The organism is Bacillus sp. FSL K6-1033 (assembly GCF_038630765.1).
Lineage (GTDB): Bacteria > Bacillota > Bacilli > Bacillales > Bacillaceae > Bacillus > Bacillus altitudinis.
On sequence record NZ_CP152041.1, the window covers coordinates 3,571,173 to 3,592,827 of the forward strand.

The following is a 21,655-nucleotide window of genomic DNA, read 5'->3' on the forward strand; positions in this document are numbered from 1 at the left end:
AACACCCCTTAAAAGTAAAATTTAGAAAATAGACCAAAAAAAAGAGGCGTTTAAAACTGCCTCAAATATTTAATGCTGGCTCATCAGCGAAATAGTCAATAATATCTTGAACTTCTATTACATCATTTATGGTAGTGTTAATCCACGGGTCCTCTTGATGGGTAAGTTCTTCTAAGAACTTTCCATCTAGATGACCAAATTGTTCCCAGACTTCTGTTATTGTTTCAATTTCATCATCAGTTAATTTAGGCTCTTCAATGACTAGTCCCTTATTTTCAAATTCCTTATGAGGAATTGTAAAGTATCCATAATCCTTATATCTACGGTAAATTTTCGGGACTACGGGACCGTGTTTCCAAGCTTCAATTGCTTCAGTAAACAGAGTAGCTTTTCGATCTCGTAAGCTAAATGCTTGTGCGTAATAAAGTAGTTTTTGTAGTTTTAACGGAGTTATAGCGAAACGTGTTCTTTCTTTACTAAGACTAATGAAGTATTCTGCAACATCTATTACATTTGCCATAGTATCTCCTCCTATCTACTCTTATTATAATACAAACACTTGTTTTTGTAAAAGCACACATGGAATTTTTGCCATTTTAATGTTCTTAACATTATTAAAACTATTCCCAATATTGTTGTATTTAATGTGTTTCTCTACAGTTTATGTAAAAGAAACATTTGTTGACCTGTTACTTGCCTAAATTAATCTAATCAACATGATTTTTTATTACAGATAACCAGTCAAAATGCCTTGTGTCTTGTTGCTGAATTTTATTATGTTTCTTATCTTAACTGTTCAATTATGAAAATGACAACACATTTTCACTCATATTGCATAACTTCTCAAGCACTGCATCTTTTAAGGGCAACACTAAAACAACCCAATTCCGAAGAATTGAGCTGTTGTCCCGTTATATAAACATATTAATAATCATAATAAATGCAATGGCGCTAACGGAAATGATGGTCTCCATAGCCGTCCAAGTCAAGAACGTCTCTTTAATGGTCATACCAAAATACTCTTTGATCAGCCAAAAACCAGAGTCATTGACATGAGACAAAATCAATGAACCCGCTCCTGTTGCTAAAACAAGCAGCTCTCTGCTCACATCCGGCATGGATGCAGCAATTGGGGCTACAATTCCGGCCGCTGTCATCATGGATACTGTAGCTGATCCTGTTGCCACACGAATAACCGCAGCAATCAGCCAGCTAAGTAAAATCGGTGAGATTGGGGAGTGTTTGGCTAAATCAGCAATATAATCCCCAACGCCTGAATCGATCAGTACATTATTGAACGCTCCGCCTGCACCAATCACAAGCAGAATGGAAGCGATCGGTCCCAAACAATCGTTACTGAATGACAGCACTCGGTCACGGCTCATCCCTTGTATAAAGCCAAGGCTAAAGAAAGAATACACTGTTGCAATCAATAAAGCTGTTATGGGATCTCCAATGTACTTGAACATCTGATACCACATACTATCCTCTGGCAAAATAATATCCGCCAACGTGGCAAGCAGCATAAGAATGACCGGCACCAAAATGGTAAACATCGTATTCGCAAAACCAGGAAGCTTCCGATCAGCATTTCGTTCCGTGAATTGCTTTCTGAGCATCTCTGGAACTGGTTTATGTATCCGTTTTCCAATCCACTTACCATACAGCGGTCCAGCAATAATAGCTGTTGGCAAACCGACGATGATTGAAAAGAAAATCGTTTTTCCCACGTTGGCATGATAGATGCCTACTGCTGCCATGGCAGCTGGATGAGGCGGAACTAGCCCATGCACAACAGACAATCCTGCGATTAATGAAATCCCAATCGTCACGAGCGAAATGCCCGTTTCAATCGCAATGGTAAAGAGTAAAGGAATGAGAAGAACAAATCCGACCTGGAAAAAGACAGGTATCCCCACGATAAAGGCTACAAACATCATCGCCCAATGCACATTCTTCGTCCCAAAACGACTGATGAGTGTTTGAGCTATCCGCTCAGCGCCCCCTGACTCAGCCATCATTTTCCCAAGCATGGTCCCAAGCGCTAGTACAATCGCCAGTAACGATAACGTGTTCCCTAATCCCGTTTTAATCGATTGAATGATTTCCTGTAAATCCATTCCTGTAGCAAAGCCTACTAGCATAGAGGTAATGATCAAACTCACAAACGGATTCAACTTAGCGACTGTAATGAGAATGAGTAAAAGGACAATCGCCGCAATCACAATGAATAAAAGCATGTTCTCCCACCTTTTCCCCGATGTTTAACGATTTTGTTTTAATTGCAACGCACTAATGACATTAAATTCATCCTTCAGTTTGTCATAGAGACGCTCATATAAATAAAACAGCTCTATGTATGTTTCGTTGTTCTTCATATTTGGTTCATGGCGGGCAGAAATACGAATCCATTCCTGCACCTCTTCTATCTCTTCCATATGACCTAAACTATGAAGTGCAAGGACAGCCGCCCCAAGTGCGGAAGCCTCGTAGCTTTCTGGAACGAGCACTTCTCTGCCCATCGTATCCGCCAAAATCTGTCGCCATAGAGGGGATCTCGCAAATCCACCAGAAGCCCTGACATCCTTCGCTGGACCTGTTAAATCTCTTAGTGCCACACCGATCGAGAAAACACTCATAATGACGCCTTCTAACACGGCTCTAATAAAGTGCTCGCGCTTATGCTGAAGACCGATCCCGAAGAACGTGCCTCTTGCGTTTGGATTCCAATAAGGTGCACGCTCACCTGTTAAAAATGGAAGAAACAGCAGTCCTTCTGAGCCAGCTGGAACCTTCTCTGCAATATCAATCATCAGATCGTAAGGGTCTACACCTAGACGCTTTGCTACCTCCACCTCGGAAGACCCAAATTCATCCTTGAGCCATCTCAGCATAATTCCGCCGTTATTGGTCGGTCCTCCGACGACCCAATGCTTGTCCGTCAATGCATAGCAAAATGTTCTTGATTGCTCATCTGTAATTGGCTGATCTACGACTGTACGTACTGCACCACTTGTCCCAATCGTGACTGCTACCTCACCTTTGCCAATCGCACCAACACCAAGATTCGCTAGTACACCGTCATTTGCACCCACAACAAATGGTGTATCTTCTTCAATGCCCATTCGCAGCGCAATTACTGGCTGAAGACCACGCAGCTGATGCGTCGTTGGAACAAGTTCAGACAGCTGATTCACCTGAATTCCTGCAATACGTAGTGCCTCCTCGTCCCATTGAAGCGTTTCCAATCGGAACAGTCCTGTTGCTGACGCGATTGAATAATCGACCACATACTGACCAAAGAAATGATAAAGAACATACTCTTTGATGGAAATGAATTTTGCTGCCTGATTGAAGACGTCAGGTGTCATTTCCTTGATCCATCGTATTTTTGAAAGCGGTGACATTGGATGGATCGGTGTTCCGGTTCTTTTATAAATTTGAAAGCCATCTAAGTCCGTTATGATTCGTTTCGCTTGTTCTGCACTTCTGTTATCAGCCCAAATGATACTGTTTGTTAATGCTTTTCCATTCTCATCCATGACGATTAAGGAATGCATCGCCGTACTAATTCCCACACCTATGAGGTTTTTTGCATCAAATGCTGCTTTCGTCAATGCGCCTCTTACACTCGCAATCACAGCATCTAAAATATGTTCAGGGTTCTGCTCAACCCATGCTGGCTGGGGGTGAATGAGGTCATAAGGAACAGAATGCTTTGATATGACTTTCCCCTGTGGTCCAAATAGAACCGCCTTTGTACTTGTTGTTCCAATATCCAAACCAATTACCGCCTGGTTTCCCTTCATCTGTATCACGCCCAATCATTGATTTGAAATAAAGTGTCGTGGTGCCGGTGTACCTGATAAATCCCATTATAGGAATATTTTTTTCGACATTCAACGATCAAAAAGAAAATAATTTTCACTAAAAACCTCAGAATCGTTACCACAACAGCATTTTTCACTAATAGAAAAATTTATTTTTGAAACCATTACACTCTTTTTTGAGAAATGGTTTCTCTCATTTGCTTTAAGTTTGTTAATGTTTCCTGCTGCCTTAAATGTGCAAGCGCAAAATATAGCACATCAATCACAGTAAGCTGGGCAAGCCTAGCAGACATCGCTTCCGTTCGGAAAGCCGTTTCTTGCGTTGATGTATACAGCGTGACATCTGCAAGCTGACTCAATGGAGAACGCTGATAGCTTGTAATGCCAATGGTTTTCGCTCCTTTTTCCTTGGCTGTTTTCATCGCATCCAGTAAATCCTTATTTCGACCAGAATGAGATATACCAAGCACTGTGCTCTTTTGATCAAGCAGACCTGCCGACATCGCTTGAAAGTGAGAATCTGTATGAACAATACAGTTGATGCCTGTCCTCATAAATTTGTGAAAAGCATCTGTGGCGATGAGGCCAGACCCACCGCTGCCATAAAACTCTAAGCGCTCTGCTTCATGGATTAATTGTACGGCTTTTTCTACATCTTCTGGATTCAACAATTGAAAACTATCCTTTAATGCAGTGATGTTTGCCTGAAATACCTTTTGCATAAAAACGGCAGTATCATCGTCAAGACTCATCTCTTCATCTACATAATCAGGCTTCGTTTGGTCTATTTCCTGGGCAATAGCAATCTTCAAATCTTGATACCCCTCAAATCCAAGCCTTTTACAAAGACGAAAAATCGTTGCCTCTGAGCTCGCTGTCTTTTTGGCAAGCTCGACAATCGACAAATGGATGATGTCGCGGGGCTCACTCGTAATGTGCTCAGCAATTGCTTTCAGTTTTGGCGGCAATCCTCTGCTTGCTGCCCTTATCTTATCCATACTACTTAAACTGACAGAAGCCAATTGACTTCACTCCTTCTCTATTCATGTGAGCGCATACATTTCCTCATGTTCCCATCTTATAAAAAAGAAGCCTGTTTGCACAGACTTCTTTTTTAAGAATTCAAGACTTTGATCATTAAATCAAAAAACCCTTCAGCATCTACATCCATACACACTTGAAGATTGCGATCTTTTCCCCATTGATGCTGAAAATCACATATCATTTGACCATCGCAGAACTCACTCTTCGTCTCCACTTCTACATGAAAAGCCTGTGTATTCACAAGTTGTTTATCAATTGCAAGACTTACAGCAAGCGGATCATGCATGGCACATGCCCACACCCCATTCCGCTCAAAATAGCGCTGGCGGTAAATGCTTGTGCTCTCTCTGATATAACTGGCTAACGTTTCATTTTGAATGGCATTAATTCTCTCATCCGTTAACAAGACCTGTCTCGTGACATCCAGCCCTACTTGAGTCAATGAAGGGAAACCAGCCTCCAGCACCAATTTCGCCGCTTCTGGATCTGCATATGTATTAAATTCCGCAACCGGTGTGACATTCCCCTGTCCCTGCACGACACCCCCCATAAAAATGACTTCTTTTACGTGATGAATCAGCTCAGGGCATTTTTTTACCGCAAGGGCTAAATTCGTTAACGGTCCTGTCAACACAAGCGTAACCTGCTTCGAATACTTCAGTACTTGGTCAATGATAAAATCAGGCGCAAAACCTTCATCCGCGGTCTTCTTAGGCCGGGCGTCCTTTAAAGCGCCGCCAATTCCATCCTCCCCATGCACCCGATGTTCATAATGAGGGGCTCTCAAAAGAGGCGTTACTGCACCTTTGATGACAGGGATTTCCTCTGCCTCAACCAGCTCAAGCACTTTACACGTATTCAATGTCGCCGCTTCAACAGACACATTCCCGCACACCGTTGTGATCCCCAACATATCAAACCGCTTACTTTTCACTGCAAGCAAAATACCAATCGCATCATCAATTCCAGTGTCTACATCCAAGATCAATTTCTTTTTATTTGCCATGTTTGAAAGCTCTCCCTTGTTTGTAAGTGTTGTTAGGGGAATGATAGCATATTTTGAAATTGATTTAGGGAATCAATCGGCTTTGTCGACTTGTTATTTCACTTTTTCTCCAATGTCTTTCAAATATTGTTCGCGTTCTTTTTTGGAGAGATTTTTTAAAAAATTCTCTTTTAATTCCGGTTCATCTTTATATTTTTCCCAGTCCCTAAAACGAATTGATAACTCATATGAATAACTCATTGAACCGATTTCTTTTGTTCTATACTTTAATGAAGCGGAGAACTCGTACTTTTCTGGCTCATCATTAATATATCCTCTAATTACGATGTAGCCCATTGGATCAATAGTTACCCTCTCCTTAAACGTTATGGTCTTAATAAAGTGATGGATGTCTTCTTTGCGTAAACATTCTTCTATTTTAGGCTTCATTTTTTCTGCGAGCTCTTCTGCTTTTTCTTGATCGCTCTTTTCTTTTACCACATCATTTGTTTTACTTTGCTTATTGTGCTGAGTGATTAACGAAGTCACTGAGACAATGATGATAACGACCAAAACAGATACAAGTTTTATTGTGTTTTTCATGTCTACCGTTGCCACCTTCTTAATAATGAAAAATTAACTTTTTGTTATTTATCCCCAATATCCTTGAGGTACTGTTCACGTTCTTTTTCAGAGAGTCGTTTAAGATAGTTTTCCTTTATTTCAGGCTCATCTTTATATTTATCCCAGTCTTTAAAGCGATATGATAAATCAGGAGAATGACTCATCGAACCTATTTCATTAGATTTGTATATTAATGATGCAGAAAAATGATATTTTTCTGCATCTTTATTTATATATCCATCAACTGTGACATAACCCATAGGGCTTATAGATACATTTTTTTTAAATGTGATGGTTTTAATAAAATTGTGAATATCTTTTCCATGTAAATATTCTTCAATTTTTGGTTTCATCTTTTCTGCGAATTCTTCGGCCTTTTCTTGATCGCTTTTCTCTTGCACTACTTCATCTGAAAAACTCTGATGAATGTACTCTACAACAAACACAGTTACGGAGATGACGGCGACCACAAAAATGATAGAAAATTTCATGATATTTTTCATAAAAAGCAAAACTCCTTGATGAACTTTAATCAGCTGACTATTGAATTTGACAAAATAAAAACAGGTAGGCTAGTACCTGTTTTACTCTTTTTCTCCAATGTCTCTCAGATACTGTTCACGTTCCTCCTTAGTAAAACTTTTAAGGTAATTTTCTTTCACTTCCGGCTCATCTTTATATTCTTCCCAATCTATAAAGCGGTCTGATAAATCAGGGTCATAACTCATTGAACCGATTTTTTTAGCTCTATATTGTAAAGAAGCTGAGAAACCGTACTTTTCCGGTTCATCATTTACATAACCATCAATCGTAATATCTCCCATTGGGTTAATGGTCACATCTTTTTCAAACGTGATGGTTTTGATAAAGTTATGAATATCTCTTTTGTGTAAGTGCTCTTCAATCTTGGGTTTCATCTTCTCTGCAAACTCTTCTGCTAATTCTTGATCACTCTTTTCTCTTTCTTCCACGATATTTTTTCCTCCCGCATCGTTTGATTCTTTTTTCTTGTCAAATTCCAGAATAAGTAAAATCACTGAGATAACTATGACGAGAATTAGAACACATATAATTTTAATTGTATTTTTCATTTAAATAATATCCACCTTTTATTGATATAATAGAGATATTTTTTGTATAATAATCGATAGATCTAAAATAGATATTTATACCACTATATAATATAATTACCAAGTATAAAGATAACAGGGGTGTTAATATTGACCATAAAGTCAACTCAATTTAAGCTTACTGACGAAGACTATAAAGAAATATCAACAAAATCTTATGCTATTAAAAACTATAAGGACTATAAAGAAATAGAAATTAGCAATGGTAGAAAAATGTATGTCATTGACTATAAAGAAACAGAAAAAGGGCTTAACTCACTAACTTTGGTATCAAAGGATGACTTTATTCGATCCGGTAAAGGCAAAGACCTCACCAAAATCAAAAACGCCGTCATCGCCTACCGTGGCTCAGAACCGATTGGGGCAGGCCAATATAAAGATACCATTAAAAAACATGGAAAAAAAGAGTCAGATGATCTTCTTTCTACCATTTTGACAAAGCTGCCTCCTTTTAGCCAGTCAGAGACGTCAAAGGAAGTCACGACGAAGATGACGACAGGGACAACGACCTATACAAATGAGATTGTACAAGATTGGTTGATTTCAGATACGAAGTATTTAATTAAAAATATCCCTTTTGAACACGGTGCAGAGAATCAAATGGTGCAGGCGGACCGGTATGCAAAAGAGATCCATAAGAAAATGCCGAATGCGAAGATGTATGTGACAGGGCATTCACTTGGCGGGTCAAATGCTTCTTATGTTCTTGTCAAAAATGATTTTATTAAAGGCGGGGTCACCTTTGAGAATCCGAATATTTACCCAAATCTATCGGATGGTCTGCAAGCCAAAGCATTAAAAGGTGATTACCGCAATAGATTAACAGAATATATCAATCTCAATGATGGGCTATCTCTCTTAAATCGTCATACGACAGAAATCGGTCGTGTGAAAGTGATGTATGATGCCGCTTTACCTGAAGGCGTCGATTACACTGAGGACTCCTCAAAGGCCGTCCAATTTACGAAAAATCTCCTCAATCGGGCAATGAGTGTGAATCCTTCACTTGATGCGAATTTATTTCTTGAAGCCCTCGCCGGCAGCCATGGCTTAGACCGGTATTCCTTTTCGTCAGATGGCTCCGTTCAAACCATTGATGATATGTTGAGAAAAAACCCTTCTCTCACTGCCGCCATGTTACATCAATTGAGCCAATCAAATGTCCATCCGCAAAGTGTGGTAGCGATTTTAATCAAGTCACATGTTCTCATGAACACAGGTCGTAAATTCTCCACATATGCCGAGCACCATATGCAGCAAATCATTCGTAAAATTGAGAAACTCGATGACAAAGTGGAGCAATCGGTGGAACGCGTTCGTTCAAGATACAAACAAATTGTCGGTTTTGGTTCGTATGACCAGCTGACGGCTTCAGATGTGGATGCTGTGATTCGCCACTTAAAAACAGAGGGTCTTGAAAATGAGTTCTATTCGGTCAAAAAGTATGATGCAGCGATTGATCATGCGATGGATATGAAAAGGTGGATGGACTCAATATCAGATGATATGAGCCAGCTAGGAAAACAATACCACGATGCAGATACAACCCTTGCCAAGAATATGGGGATTTCTTAAGGAGTACGACAAATGGAATTTTCAAAGAAACAACCAACAGACGCAGATCGTTTTTTGCAGAGAGTCACAGATACGCATACATCTAGCTCCATCTTCTCTCAAGCAAACTTTAACACGGAAGATATGACACCAGCAGAGCTGGCTGCTTTGAAGGCAAAGATCAAAGAAGAACAGAAAACAGCGCTGATCAGAGCCATCCGGCATCAACTTCAAAATGAATTTGCAGAGGATCGTCAAGAAGCCAAAAAAATAGTAGATCTGATTGATGACCTTCTGATTAACGTGTACAAACATCAAAGGAACATCCAAACCCATATGTCAGGTGAAGCCATTGACGCCTTAATCGAAAAAATTGAAAAAAGACTCACATTTTTTGAGCTGAAAGAAGATGTTCAATCAGCCATTGATTCGATCGGCATTTAAATGAACCTTCCATCCGGTGAATCTTTTCCCCGTCTCACTCGTATATACTAAAAGAGTGATTGATTTGAAAGGAGATCTGTTTGTGGGATATATGTTGTTATTTTCGGTTGTGATCGGTCTTGTCCTGACCCTTTTGCTCACACCACTCAGGTTAATCGTTAGAAAGAAAGGGACTGAACAACAGGTGCCGCTTATGTGGATTGCGGGACTGGCACTGCTGTTTATCATCGGGATTTTCGGCTTCTACTACATCACCAATTTAGACCGCAACCCATCATCACTGTGGCTCATTGGACTTGTTGTGACAGCAGCAGGTGCCTTTTTATCAGTGGGATTGGAGCGGAAGATCAAAAGCGTATTATTTCTCATTTTATTGCTGCTCGGTGTTTATATGGCAACCGCTTTTCTATTCAATGCAAATGAGAAATTCGACGTGTCTAAAATGGAGCAAAAAGTCGAAATCAAAGCGTTCGATGAGACAGAGACACCTGCGAGTGTACCACCGCAATTTGCTCGCAATAAGATGAAGAAATCGTTCGGACAGGTGCCAAACACGAGTTACTACGAGCTTGGCAGCTTGCAAATTCAGAAGGTCAATGGTGAGTATGTGTATATCGCACCCGTCGAGTTCTCCGATTTCTTTAAATGGATTCGTTCTGGTAGCACACCGGGTTACTTTACATTAAGTGCGACCGACTCATCTGCCAATCCAAAGTTTGTGAAAACCGAGATGGTCTATACGCCTTCTTCCTATTTCAATAAGGAAATTGAGCGGCATATCCGCCTTCAGTACCCAGATTTGATTTTCTATGGAGACACGCAGCTAGAGATCAATGATGATGGCAAGCCTTATTACATCCAAACATTTGGAGATTTCATCTCTGCACGAAACGGGTTTAAAGCTTCAGGTGTGGTTGTTGTGGATGCCAAAACAGGTGAAACGAAGAAATACGCCTTAGACAACGTACCAGCCTTTATTGATGGCGCTGTGTCACCAGAGGCTGTCAGTCTGCAGAATAGTTACTTCGGCAACTATGTACATGGTTTCTGGAACAGCCTCTTTGGAAAATCAGATGTGAAGCTGCCTTCTGATGAGGGGACTGAAGCCAATGTAAGTCCGGTGTTTGATTCAAAAGGGGATATGTATTACTTCACAGATTTCACCAGTCCAAAAGAGGGCGTTGATTCCATGCTCGGGTATGCACTAACAAATGCCCGAACAGGAAAAGCCACGTATTATACGGGTAATCTTGAAGAATCCTACATGGATTCACAGGGAGCTTTGCAAATTATTGAGAAACGATTTATCGAGAAGAAATGGAAGGGCCGCATGCCGATTCTTTATAATTTCTACGGGGAAGCCAGCTGGCTTACACCTGTTCTCGATTCAAACGGGTTCCTGCAAAACTACTTTATTGTTTCGGCAGCCAATCCTGAAATCGCTGCATACGCTTCTACACCAAATGAAGCACTAAGAGCCTATAAAACTGCTCTTCAAAAAGGCGGCGGTACCGTCAATAGTTCATCAAAGCAAGAAAAGAAAGAGTCAACAGGCAAAGTGAAGAGGGTGTATAAGGAAAAGACCGGTGATTATACAACCGTCACCTTCTTACTAGACGATGGGAAAAACTACACCATGTCATCTGAAAAAGAGCCTCTTATTATTTATTTAAAAGAAGGCGATAAAGTCACCATGAAGTACACAGATACAGGTGAGATTTTCCTCCCAGTCGATGAAATCAACATCAAAGGATTATAAAAAAAAGACGTTTCTCCTACTGCGGAGAAGCGTCTTTTCTCTCTTTTCTCAACAACTCAACAAGCAATTCCTTATTTTTATTCCCACCTGTCATCGGGGATTCGATATAGGAAAATGTCCGTTTAAAGTCCATTCCCCTCACAGAAATGACAGCCAATTCCCCGCCAATGCTGCCCCGCTGGAGGACATATTTAGATAAAACAGATAGCCCCATTCCATGAATGACAGCTTCTTTAATCGCTTGATTGCTGCTAAATGTCACAAAGGTCCGCGCTTTCAGTCCATTTGATTTCAGGACATGCTGTAAGTATTCTCCTGTCCCAGATCCTTCTTCTCTTGTGATCCATGTTTCATTTTGCAATTGATCAATGGTGACATCCTTTTTCTTTGCAAACGGATGGTCTAATGGGGCAACGATATACAGTTCATCCTCTAGAAACGTTTCTACAGAGAGTTCTTTGTCATTGGTTTGTCCTTCAATCAGTCCAATGTCGACATGGAACAACCGAACATGTCTAGCGATCGCCTCTGTATTATCAATGACTACCTCAATATCAACATGCGGATAGAGCTGATGAAATTGTGCCAAAATTTGCGGCAGCACATACTCCCCAATGGTAAAACTCGCTCCAATCGTGAGCTTCCCTCGTGCCAGATGATGATGCTCATAAATATCCTGCTTCGCCTGTTCATATAAACGAATGATTTGTTTTGATCGATGGTACAGCATATCCCCAGTTGGCGTCACCGTTAATTGCTTTGGCGAACGATTGAGCAGAACCGTCTGAAATTCCTGCTCCAAGTTCTTAATGTGAAGACTGACACTCGGTTGAGAAATCCGTAGCTTCTGAGCTGCTTTTGTAAAGTTTTTCTCTTCTACCACTGTCACAAATGTCTTCAGTGCATCATAATACATCTGTCCCTCTCCTATCAGAAATCTTAATCCTACATCTTCAATACATATATCTTACTAATTCCTTTCCAACTCGTAAAGAACAGCCTAAACCAATCAATTTAATAAAAATATTTACTAATTTTTTTAAAGACTCTATACTGAAAGGAGATATTTTCTATAGGAGGTGCTGACTTGGCAGCTAAAATAAAGGACATTGCGGAAAAAGCCGGATTATCCATCGCCACCGTGTCTCGCGTACTGAACCAAGATCCCAACCTATCGGTTACGGATCAAACACGTGAGAGAGTATACGCGGCAGCAGAAGCTTTGTCCTATCAAAAAAAGACATTTAAACATTCACTAAAAAAAATTGCCTTTCTCTATTGGATGACCGAAAAAGAAGAGCTTGAAGATATTTATTTTAAATCCATTCGTCTAGGCATTGAGGAACTCACCAATACCAGAAGCTTAAATGTTACCGCTTACAAACCATCTGATGGTCTTCAATCGATTGATCCTTCTACAGAAGGCATCATCGCCATCGGTCGATTTAAAAAAACTGAGCTTGATCAATTATATGCGATCACAAAACATATCGTCTTTATTGATACATCACCAGATGAAGACCGCTTTGATTCTGTGAAACCAAACCTGAAACGAATTGTAGAAAAGATTATCGATTCTTTTATCGAAAAACAGCACACATCCATTGGATTCATTGGCGGGACAGATCTTGATCTCAATACAAATAGGCGGATTCCAGATATTCGTGAAACGACCTTCCGCCAGTACATGACAGCACACAACAAACTGGATGAACAATTGGTCTATATCGGTCACCACTTCTCTGTAGATGAAGGCTATTCATTGATGATGAAGGCGATCGACGAGCTCGGCGATCACCTGCCAACCGCTTTTTGTGTCGCAAGTGATCCTCTTGCGATAGGCTGTTTACAAGCATTAAATGAACGCGGTTTTTCTTTACCAAATCGAGTGAGTGTCTTTAGTATCAACGATATTCACGTCTCTCAATATGTGTCACCACCGCTCACCACTTATCACATCCATACCTCTTTACTTTGCGAAACAGCTGTCGATTTACTTTTAGAAAGACTGGTTGATGGCAGAACATTACCAAAAACCGTGCTGATTGCCTCAGATCCTGTCTTTCGTAAAAGCACGATATAAACAGCTGGAAGCCCTGCCATATATGGCGGGCTTCTTTTCTCTTTATTTCGGTAAAAAATTTTACTTAATAAATTTAATAAAATGTGTTTACTTTTTTTACTCAAGTTGATATTCTCACATTAAGAAAGCGTTTTCTTATCATCTGTGAAAAAAGAACGAGAGGGGATTACGAATGAAAAAGGGAAAATGGGCGACATTATCGGCAGTCGTTGGTACTGCTGTGCTGCTGCTGTCAGCATGCGGACCAGGAGATAACAATTCAAGCGGTACACAGCCGGCATCTACAGGTACAAAGACCTTGCTAGTGTGGGAGGATGTCAAAAAGTCTGATGGGATTCAAGACGCCGTCAAAGAATTTGAAAAACAAAACGACGTGAAAGTCAAAGTAGTCGAAAAAGCATATGCCGACCAAATTGAAGCGCTTCGTCTCGATGGCGCTGCCGGCACTGGTCCAGATGTCATCACCATGCCTCACGACCAAATTGGATCAGCTGTCACAGAGGGATTGTTACAAGAAATCAAACCAGATCAAAAAGTGATCAATTCCTTCACAGACGAATCGATTCAATCACAAACGATAGATGGCAAGCTGTATGGCCTGCCAAAATCCGTTGAAACCACTGTGCTTTTCTATAACAAAGACCTTGTCAAAAAGGCACCAACGACACTCGATGGCTGGTATGACCTTTCGAAAAAGCTGACAAAGGACGGGAAATACGGTTTTGTTGCGAAGTGGGATGAAATTTACTACGCAGAAAGTGTATTAGGCGGTTCAGGTGGCTATATTTTCAAACAGAAAAACGATGGTTCTTATGACGTCAATGATATTGGTCTTAATAACGATGGTGCCATCGAAGGCGGAAAATACATTCAGACATTCTTTAGCGAAGGACTTTTCCCGAAAGGTATTATTGGTGAGCAAGGAATCAATGTCCTCAATTCCTTATTCACTGAGAAAAAGGCAGCGGCTGTCATTTCTGGTCCATGGTCATTTGGTCCTTATAAAGAAGCGGGTATCAACTATGGCGTGTCCGAGCTACCAACACTCCCTAACGGAAAACATATGAGCTCGTTCTTAGGTGTAAAGAGCTACAACGTCTCCTCTTATTCTAAAAATAAAGAACTTGCCGAGAAATTTGTTGAGTTTATCACGAACGAAAAAAATTCGAAAAAGCGCTTTGAAGTCACAGAGGAAATTCCACCAGTGAAAAAGCTGATGAAAGACCCAGTCATTACTGAAAACGCTAATGCGGATGCTGTTTCAAAGCAAACGAAATATGCCACGCTGACACCGAACAATCCAGAAATGGCAGAGGTGTGGAAGCCGATTGACAGCGCATTAGGGCTGATTGCGACTGGCCGTACCGATGTGAAAAAGGCATTTGATGATGCGGTCAAACAAATCGACTCGCAAATTAAAGCGAATCACTCAAAATAAACACCAAGCGCAGGTAGCTGTTCATCTATCATGCTGCCTGCACTTGATCTAATTTCATATGAAGTAGGTGTTAAACGTGACGGGTAACCTTGAACTAGACCGCACACACATAGTGGAATCAAAGACACACCGGAGACGGGCGCTAATGTTCTCTCTTATACCCGGGATGGGGCAAATATACAACAAACAGTATGGCAAAGGGGCACTCTTTTTCCTGTTTGGCGTTTCTTTTCTACTTGTGTTTTATGATTTATTCAATATTGGCTTCTGGGGGCTGTTCACACTTGGTACGATGCTGCCTCGTGACAACTCTGTTTTCCTTTTAGCAAAAGGAATTATTGCACTTTTAACAGCTGGATTTGGCATCGGTTTTTATGTACTCATGATACGAGATGCATTTATGAACGGAAAGAAACGTGATCAAGGGGTTCCGCTTCATTCCATCCGTGCTCAATACCATCAGCTCATCGATCAAGGCTTTCCTTACTTAATGAGCACTCCTGCTTTCTTTTTACTTCTATTCTCTGTTGTCTTTCCTATTATGTTCAGCTTTGCGCTGGCCTTTACAAACTATGATTTATACCACTCGCCTCCTGCCAATCTCATTGATTGGGTAGGCATCAAAAACTTTCAAAATATCTTTTCAATCGATATTTGGAGAGACACATTCATTGATGTACTGGGCTGGACGGTCGTATGGACGTTGGCTGCATCGACCCTTCAATGTGCTGTCGGCATTTTTCTAGCGGTTCTGCTCAATCAAAAAGATTTAAAAGGAAAACGGTTTTTCAGAACGATTTTGATTCTGCCGTGGGCTGTTCCAGGATTTGTGACCATTTTGGTGTTTGCTGGATTGTTTAACGACACGTTTGGTGCGATCAACAATACCCTTTTTGCATCGATTGGAATTGATCCAAAACCATGGCTGACAGATCCATTTTGGAGCAAAATCGCTCTTATTGCGATGCAGACTTGGCTTGGTTTTCCTTTTGTGTTCATTATGACAACCGGCGTTTTGCAGGCCATTCCTGAAGATTTATACGAGGCTGCAACCATTGATGGGGCAAATTTCTTTCAGAAATTCCGTTCCATTACATTACCGCTTGTCCTCTATTCAATTGCACCTATATTAATCACGCAATATACGTTTAACTTTAACAACTTTAATATCATCTATTTATTTAATGGCGGGGGGCCGCCTGTTGCTGGATCCACAGCGGGGGGCACAGACATCTTGGTGTCTTGGATTTACAAACTGACGATGCAGTCTTCTCAATATGCACTTGCTGCAGCTGTTACGATCTTACTGTCGATCTTCGTCATTGCCATTGCACTTTGGCAGTTTAAGAGAACGAATTCATTCAAAGAGGAGGACATGATGTGATATGGGATCAAAACAAAATAAGCTCATTCGCCTGAGTATCACTTATTTCATCCTTTTCATTGCCTCCGTTTGTATTCTATATCCACTCCTTTGGACGATCGGCGCTTCCTTTAATCCCGGGAACAGCCTGATGAGCACAAGCATGTTTCCGAAGAATCCAACGTTCAGCCACTTTACAGAACTCTTCTTCGGTCAAGGAGCACTTTATGCAAAATGGTATTGGAACTCAATGAAAATCAGTATTGCAACTATGCTCTTAACGTTGATCCTTGTCAGCTTTACAGGTTATGCCTTTTCTAGGTTCCGATTCAAAGGACGGAAAAATGGGCTGATGCTCTTTTTGCTGCTGCAAATGATTCCTCAATTTTCAGCGCTGATTGCCATATTTGTATTGGCTCAAATGCTTGGACTCATTAACAGCCATCTTGCATTGATTTTGATTTATGCAGGCGGACAAATTCCGATGAATACGTATTTAATGAAAGGCTATCTTGATGCGATTCCAAAGGATCTCGATGAATCAGCCAGAATGGATGGCGCAGGGCATTTCCGGATTTTCATCCAAATTATTATGCCGCTTGCCAAGCCGATTTTAGCCGTTGTTGCCATCAACTCATTTACAGGACCGCTGGGTGATTTCATCATCTCCAGTGTCATTGTCCGCTCACCCGAAATGTATACGCTCCCAATCGGTCTATACAATCTTGTATCAGACAAAATGGGTGCCAGCTACACGACCTTTGCAGCCGGGGCTTTACTCATTGCGATTCCAGTTGCTTTATTGTTTCTTGTTTTACAAAAACAATTTGTATCCGGCCTCACACAAGGCGGGACAAAAGGATAAGGGGAGATTTGATGAAGAAATGGTTGCTTGTCACTGTTGTCGTTTTCTTTCTGATGGGGTTAGGTATTCTGCCTGAAGCAAAGGCTGATTCGATTTCGGTGAAACCGATCAATGGATTGCAAGGTGATTTCATCAAAGGAGCCGATATCTCCATGCTCGCAGAAGTGGAGCGAAGCGGCGGCAAATACTACAACCAAAACTGGCAGCAGGTTGATCCACTCAAGCTATTAAAAGAGAAAGGTGTCAACTATGTGCGCATCAGACTCTGGAACCATCCATACGACAACCAAGGCCGTGCCTATAACGGGGGGACAAACGATTTAAATACCGCCATTGCTCTCTCGAAACGTGCAAAAGCACAAAATATGAAAGTGCTGCTTGATTTTCACTACAGTGATTTCTGGACCGATCCCGGTAAACAGTTCAAACCGAAAGCTTGGACCAATCTCTCCCAAAGCGATTTAGAAAAAGCTGTTGGCACTTACACAAGCGATGTACTTAAAGCGATGAAAGCACAAAATGCCCTACCAAATATGGTACAGGTCGGGAATGAATTAAATTCAGGTATGCTTTGGCCGAACGGAAAGAGCTGGGGTGAAGGCGGCGGTGAATTTGACCGACTCGCTGCTTTGCTAAAAGCGGGGACAAATGCTGTCCGCTCTGTCGATTCAAACATCAAAGTCATGCTTCATCTTGCACATGGAGGGGACAATGGCGCATCTCGCTGGTGGTTTGATGAAATCACCAAACGAGGCGTTTCGTTCGATACGATCGGTTTATCTTACTACCCGTATTGGGACGGGGGATTTAGCGGTCTTACTAACAACATGAATGATATTAGCGCCCGCTATAACAAGGATGTCATCGTGGTAGAAACCGCCTACGGCTTTACAACAGCAAATGGTGACAACCTCGATAACTCATTTAACCAAGATTCAGTCAATACGGCCGGTTATCCAGCATCACCACAAGGGCAGGCATCTTTTATACGAGATCTATCAGAAAAAATTTCACAAGTAAAAAACAATCGCGGGAAAGGGTTCTTTTATTGGGAGCCGCTTTGGATTCCAGCAAAAGGTGCGCCATGGTCTAGTCAATACGGGCTCGCTTATATTCAAACAACCGGCACAGTCGGGAATGCTTGGGAAAATCAGGCCATGTTTGATTTCAACGGAAAAGCCCTGCCTTCTCTTGATGTATTTAAACAAATGACACCGTAATTAAACAGATAGGACGTGACAAAATGGGAAAGCGTTACCCACTCGTTCACCCAAATGTGAAAGGCTTTTTGCATGGTGGCGACTATAATCCTGATCAATGGCTTCATATGCCGGAGATCATTGACGAAGATTTTCGATTAATGAAGCTTGCACACTGTCAAACATTCTCTATCAACATTTTCGCTTGGAGCAAGCTCGAGCCAAAAGAAGGGGAATATGATTTTGCCTGGCTGGATGATATCATGGACCGCTTGGCAGCGCAGGGAGCTCACGCCATTCTCGCCACGCCAAGCGGAGCAAGACCTGCTTGGCTCTCGCAAACATATCCAGAAGTCTTACGCGTTGAAGCAAACCGCCAGCGCAACTTACACGGACTTCGCCATAATCATTGCTTCACCTCACCGGTTTATCGAGAAAAAACGAATACACTCAATCGTTTGCTTGCTGAACGCTACAAGGACCATCCAGCGCTGATCATGTGGCACATTTCAAATGAATACGGCGGTGAATGTCATTGTGATCTTTGCCAAGAAGCATTTAGAGACTATTTGAAAGACAAATACAACCATGACCTTGAAGCTTTGAATCAAGCATGGTGGACGGGATTTTGGAGCCACACCTTTACCGATTGGTCGCAAATCGAGTCACCTGCACCGCACGGGGAGCACATGATTCATGGCATGAACCTAGACTGGAAGCGTTTTGTCACAGCACAAACGATCAATTTTTATCAAAATGAAATTGAACCACTACGAGAATTAACACCTCATGTGCCAGTAACCACCAATTTTATGGGCGACTATCCGCATATGCGTCCATTTCTTGGACTGGATTATCATCAATTTGCAAAAGAAGTCGACGTGATCTCATGGGATAGCTATCCAGCATGGCATAGCGGCAGAGAATCCACTGCAGAATTAGCGTCAAACGTCGCCTTCGTTCACGATTTGTATCGTTCATTAAAGGGCGGTCAGCCGTTTCTTGTGATGGAAAGCACACCAAGCCTCGTGAACTGGCATGAAGTGAATAAGGTGAAGCATAAAGGAATGGCACACCTCTCTGCCATGCAGGCGATTGCCCACGGGTCCGACTCCGTCCTTTATTTCCAGTGGAGACAAGGCCGGGGCGCCTCTGAAAAATTCCACGGCGCTGTTGTGGATCATTCAGGACATGAACACACGCGTGTGTTTCAAGAAGTCGCTAATTTAGGAAAACAGCTGGAGCAGCTTCAACCGATTGCGGGTACATCCGTTCAACCAGAGGTCGCCATCATATATGATTGGGAAAACCATTGGGCAATTGATGATGCGCAAGGCTTAAATAATACCAACAAACGCTATGTAGAGGCTTGCCAAACTCACTATCGCAGTTTCTGGAAAAAGGGTATCCCTGTTGATATTGTCGGGATGGAAAAGGATTTCTCATCCTATCGAGTGCTTGTGGGGCCAATGCTCTACATGATCAAACCAGGCGTGGCAGAAAAGATCGAAGCATTTGTCAAAGAGGGCGGCATTTTTGTGGCAACGTACTGGAGCGGCATGGTCGATGAAAACGACCTCTGTTTCCTCGGTGGTTTCCCTGGCCCTCTCCGCCATGTACTTGGTGTTTGGGCAGAGGAAATCAACACATTGATGCCAGATGAACACGTCTTAATGACCACAGGAAATGGACGCACCTACCATGTCGGGCAATATTGCGAATCCATTCACCCAGAATCAGCCTCTGTGTTAGGGCATTTTGAGAATGGCTGCTATGAAGGACAGCCCGCCCTTACTGTCCGTCCATTTGGCAAAGGGAAAGCATACTATATGGCTTCTGAAAATGAGCAAGCGTTTTATGATGATTTTTACGAAGATCTCATCACAGGAATAGGGATAAAACCGATCCTATCCTCTTCAATTCCAGAGGGAGTCAGTGTCCAGAAACGAACAGATGGATCGCAGGACTTTGTGTTTATGATGAATTTTACAGATAGTAAAAAGGTAATTTTGTTAGAAGATCAAATCACTTATGAAGATGCATTCCACTCTTCAAATTTAACAGGAAAAATAATACTAGATGCCTATGAATATTTTATATTAAAAAGAAAAAAAGAATGTCTTTAAAGACATTCTTTTTTTCTTTTTATGCAAGAACCAACCTTAAATTCAGCTTAAATTCAGCTTATAAACAAAATTCTAACTTGAAATAATATGGCAAAACATGATACATTATTTGTGAGAATTAGCAAAAAAACACTTTTTGAATCAAGGAGCATTTATGGATAATAAACACAACTTTATTACTCTAATACATCATTTCGTCTTTTCTCCTAAGAACTTTCTCTTAATCAAATACTCTAGTGAAAAAAATTATCGTCATTCTTGGTTTGTTTTCCTGGCTGTGTTAAGTCTGTTTTTAGGGTTTTATTTAGCTATTTTCCCCACAATCTCTACATTAATTAATCATTCTTTTAAAACAAATGGGATTGATTATACTGCTGATATGAGCATACTCATTATGATGATTACACTAGCATTAGGGATTGTTCAATTTACAGCAATGGTTCTTGTAAGCTTCTTTATAATACATATCATTGGGATATTATTTGGTGGTGTTGCTACTGCTAAAGAGTTTTTCCCAAGTTTTATTTATTCTATCATACCGGTTGCTATCAAATTTATAATTCTCATTATCTTTTCTTTCTTTTTAGGTAGTGATTTTGCATTTTCAGTTATTTATCCAAATTCTCAAAAGCCAATTGATATTATATTGAATATTATCATCGACCCCTTTTTTTGGTGGTCTACCATTCTAGGGTGTATAGCAATTAAAGAAATACACAAAATTTCCTATATAAAAACTGTCATAATCGTTTGTATAACAATGTCTTTAGGTATTATTTCTCTTTTTTCAACTAGCTTATTTTTGTAAACTGAAAGGAGGTGAATTCAAATATGAAAAATAGCAATCTTTTTAAAATTGCGAGTGTTACAAGTATAGTTTCTCTTTTTGCCATCGCTACTTTCCTTATGGGTTCTTCAGAAGGTATTGCAAGTTTAGCTTCTATTGATTTCAATTCAGGTAATCAATTTGCATTAGACCTTGCAACAAACTTAGGAATTAGTCGCAAGACCGCTTATGCTGCTATAGGTGTTATCATGACTACTGGCGATGTCCTAACAATACTTAGTCTATTAGCTGTTGTTTTGGGTGGAACTGGCCTTGTCACTGCTGCTATGGTAGCTACTGCGAAAAAATTGGCTACAAAACACGGCAAAAAATACGCTGCAGAATGGTAAAATCCAAAGTGAAGAAATTGAGGAGTATAATTATA

Annotated in this window: 20 protein-coding genes; 11 read left to right on the forward strand and 9 right to left on the reverse strand. The window is 41.0% G+C overall.

Translation table 11 applies throughout. The features are described 5' to 3' along the window. Positions 1-61 precede the first annotated feature (61 nt). The 8 genes from MHH31_RS18330 to MHH31_RS18365 form a co-directional block, all read right to left on the reverse strand. Positions 62-520, reverse strand: coding sequence for a type II toxin-antitoxin system antitoxin SocA domain-containing protein (locus MHH31_RS18330; RefSeq protein ID WP_342495088.1), 459 nt, complete (start codon positions 518-520; stop codon positions 62-64). A gap of 391 nt (positions 521-911) precedes the next feature. Continuing rightward, positions 912-2,240: a GntP family permease gene (locus MHH31_RS18335; protein ID WP_079919973.1), complete on the reverse strand. Its 1,329-nt coding sequence runs from the start codon at positions 2,238-2,240 to the stop codon at positions 912-914. 24 nt (positions 2,241-2,264) lie between these two features. Further along, the gene (gene gntK / locus MHH31_RS18340) at positions 2,265-3,809 is read right to left on the reverse strand and encodes a gluconokinase (protein WP_342495089.1); all 1,545 of its coding nucleotides are present in this window, start codon (positions 3,807-3,809) and stop codon (positions 2,265-2,267) included. A gap of 185 nt (positions 3,810-3,994) precedes the next feature. Continuing rightward, complete coding sequence (locus MHH31_RS18345; protein WP_034646848.1) at positions 3,995-4,828, reverse strand: MurR/RpiR family transcriptional regulator; 834 nt, start codon at positions 4,826-4,828, stop codon at positions 3,995-3,997. A 116-nt stretch (positions 4,829-4,944) separates the two neighbouring features. Continuing rightward, entirely contained in the window at positions 4,945-5,880 is a 936-nt protein-coding gene (locus MHH31_RS18350) for a nucleoside hydrolase (RefSeq protein WP_045033680.1), read from the reverse strand. Positions 5,881-5,973: 93 nt separating this feature from the next. After that, entirely contained in the window at positions 5,974-6,462 is a 489-nt protein-coding gene (locus MHH31_RS18355; protein WP_342495090.1) for a DUF1433 domain-containing protein, read from the reverse strand. Between the two features lie 44 nt (positions 6,463-6,506). Beyond that, positions 6,507-6,986 (reverse strand): DUF1433 domain-containing protein, encoded by a 480-nt coding sequence (locus MHH31_RS18360; RefSeq protein ID WP_342495091.1) that lies wholly within the window; start codon positions 6,984-6,986, stop codon positions 6,507-6,509. An 81-nt stretch (positions 6,987-7,067) separates the two neighbouring features. Further along, on the reverse strand, positions 7,068-7,574 hold the full coding sequence (locus MHH31_RS18365; protein WP_268356617.1) for a DUF1433 domain-containing protein: 507 nt from the start codon (positions 7,572-7,574) through the stop codon (positions 7,068-7,070). A 129-nt stretch (positions 7,575-7,703) separates the two neighbouring features. Here MHH31_RS18365 and MHH31_RS18370 point away from each other — a divergent pair, with 129 nt between their 5' ends. From MHH31_RS18370 to MHH31_RS18380, 3 genes are all read left to right on the forward strand, one after another. After that, on the forward strand, positions 7,704-9,188 hold the full coding sequence (locus MHH31_RS18370; protein WP_342495092.1) for a lipase: 1,485 nt from the start codon (positions 7,704-7,706) through the stop codon (positions 9,186-9,188). Between the two features lie 12 nt (positions 9,189-9,200). Then, positions 9,201-9,611, forward strand: a complete 411-nt coding sequence (locus tag MHH31_RS18375) for a hypothetical protein (protein WP_024720438.1) — start codon at positions 9,201-9,203, stop codon at positions 9,609-9,611. An 82-nt stretch (positions 9,612-9,693) separates the two neighbouring features. After that, positions 9,694-11,370: a hypothetical protein gene (locus MHH31_RS18380; RefSeq protein WP_342495093.1), complete on the forward strand. Its 1,677-nt coding sequence runs from the start codon at positions 9,694-9,696 to the stop codon at positions 11,368-11,370. Positions 11,371-11,386: 16 nt separating this feature from the next. On the opposite strand, the gene MHH31_RS18385 is transcribed toward MHH31_RS18380, so the two are convergent. Continuing rightward, complete coding sequence (locus MHH31_RS18385) at positions 11,387-12,286, reverse strand: LysR family transcriptional regulator (protein WP_008347343.1); 900 nt, start codon at positions 12,284-12,286, stop codon at positions 11,387-11,389. A 171-nt stretch (positions 12,287-12,457) separates the two neighbouring features. Here MHH31_RS18385 and MHH31_RS18390 point away from each other — a divergent pair, with 171 nt between their 5' ends. The 8 genes from MHH31_RS18390 (at position 12,458) to MHH31_RS18425 (ending at position 21,620) form a co-directional block, all read left to right on the forward strand. After that, entirely contained in the window at positions 12,458-13,453 is a 996-nt protein-coding gene (locus MHH31_RS18390) for a LacI family DNA-binding transcriptional regulator (RefSeq protein ID WP_099496967.1), read from the forward strand. 172 nt (positions 13,454-13,625) lie between these two features. Beyond that, positions 13,626-14,891, forward strand: a complete 1,266-nt coding sequence (locus MHH31_RS18395) for an extracellular solute-binding protein (protein ID WP_342495094.1) — start codon at positions 13,626-13,628, stop codon at positions 14,889-14,891. Positions 14,892-15,036: 145 nt separating this feature from the next. Further along, positions 15,037-16,275 carry a sugar ABC transporter permease gene (locus MHH31_RS18400; protein WP_045033662.1) on the forward strand — a complete coding sequence of 413 codons (1,239 nt, stop codon included), beginning with the start codon at positions 15,037-15,039 and terminating at the stop codon, positions 16,273-16,275. 1 nt (position 16,276) lies between these two features. Beyond that, the gene (locus MHH31_RS18405) at positions 16,277-17,119 is read left to right on the forward strand and encodes a sugar ABC transporter permease (RefSeq protein ID WP_007497274.1); all 843 of its coding nucleotides are present in this window, start codon (positions 16,277-16,279) and stop codon (positions 17,117-17,119) included. Between the two features lie 11 nt (positions 17,120-17,130). Beyond that, the gene (locus MHH31_RS18410; protein WP_045033658.1) at positions 17,131-18,339 is read left to right on the forward strand and encodes a glycosyl hydrolase 53 family protein; all 1,209 of its coding nucleotides are present in this window, start codon (positions 17,131-17,133) and stop codon (positions 18,337-18,339) included. 23 nt (positions 18,340-18,362) lie between these two features. Beyond that, the gene (locus tag MHH31_RS18415) at positions 18,363-20,444 is read left to right on the forward strand and encodes a beta-galactosidase (RefSeq protein WP_342495095.1); all 2,082 of its coding nucleotides are present in this window, start codon (positions 18,363-18,365) and stop codon (positions 20,442-20,444) included. Positions 20,445-20,598: 154 nt separating this feature from the next. Then, positions 20,599-21,252 carry a YIP1 family protein gene (locus MHH31_RS18420; RefSeq protein ID WP_025208265.1) on the forward strand — a complete coding sequence of 218 codons (654 nt, stop codon included), beginning with the start codon at positions 20,599-20,601 and terminating at the stop codon, positions 21,250-21,252. Between the two features lie 23 nt (positions 21,253-21,275). Continuing rightward, on the forward strand, positions 21,276-21,620 hold the full coding sequence (locus tag MHH31_RS18425) for an uberolysin/carnocyclin family circular bacteriocin (RefSeq protein WP_025208266.1): 345 nt from the start codon (positions 21,276-21,278) through the stop codon (positions 21,618-21,620). Positions 21,621-21,655: the final 35 nt, after the last annotated feature.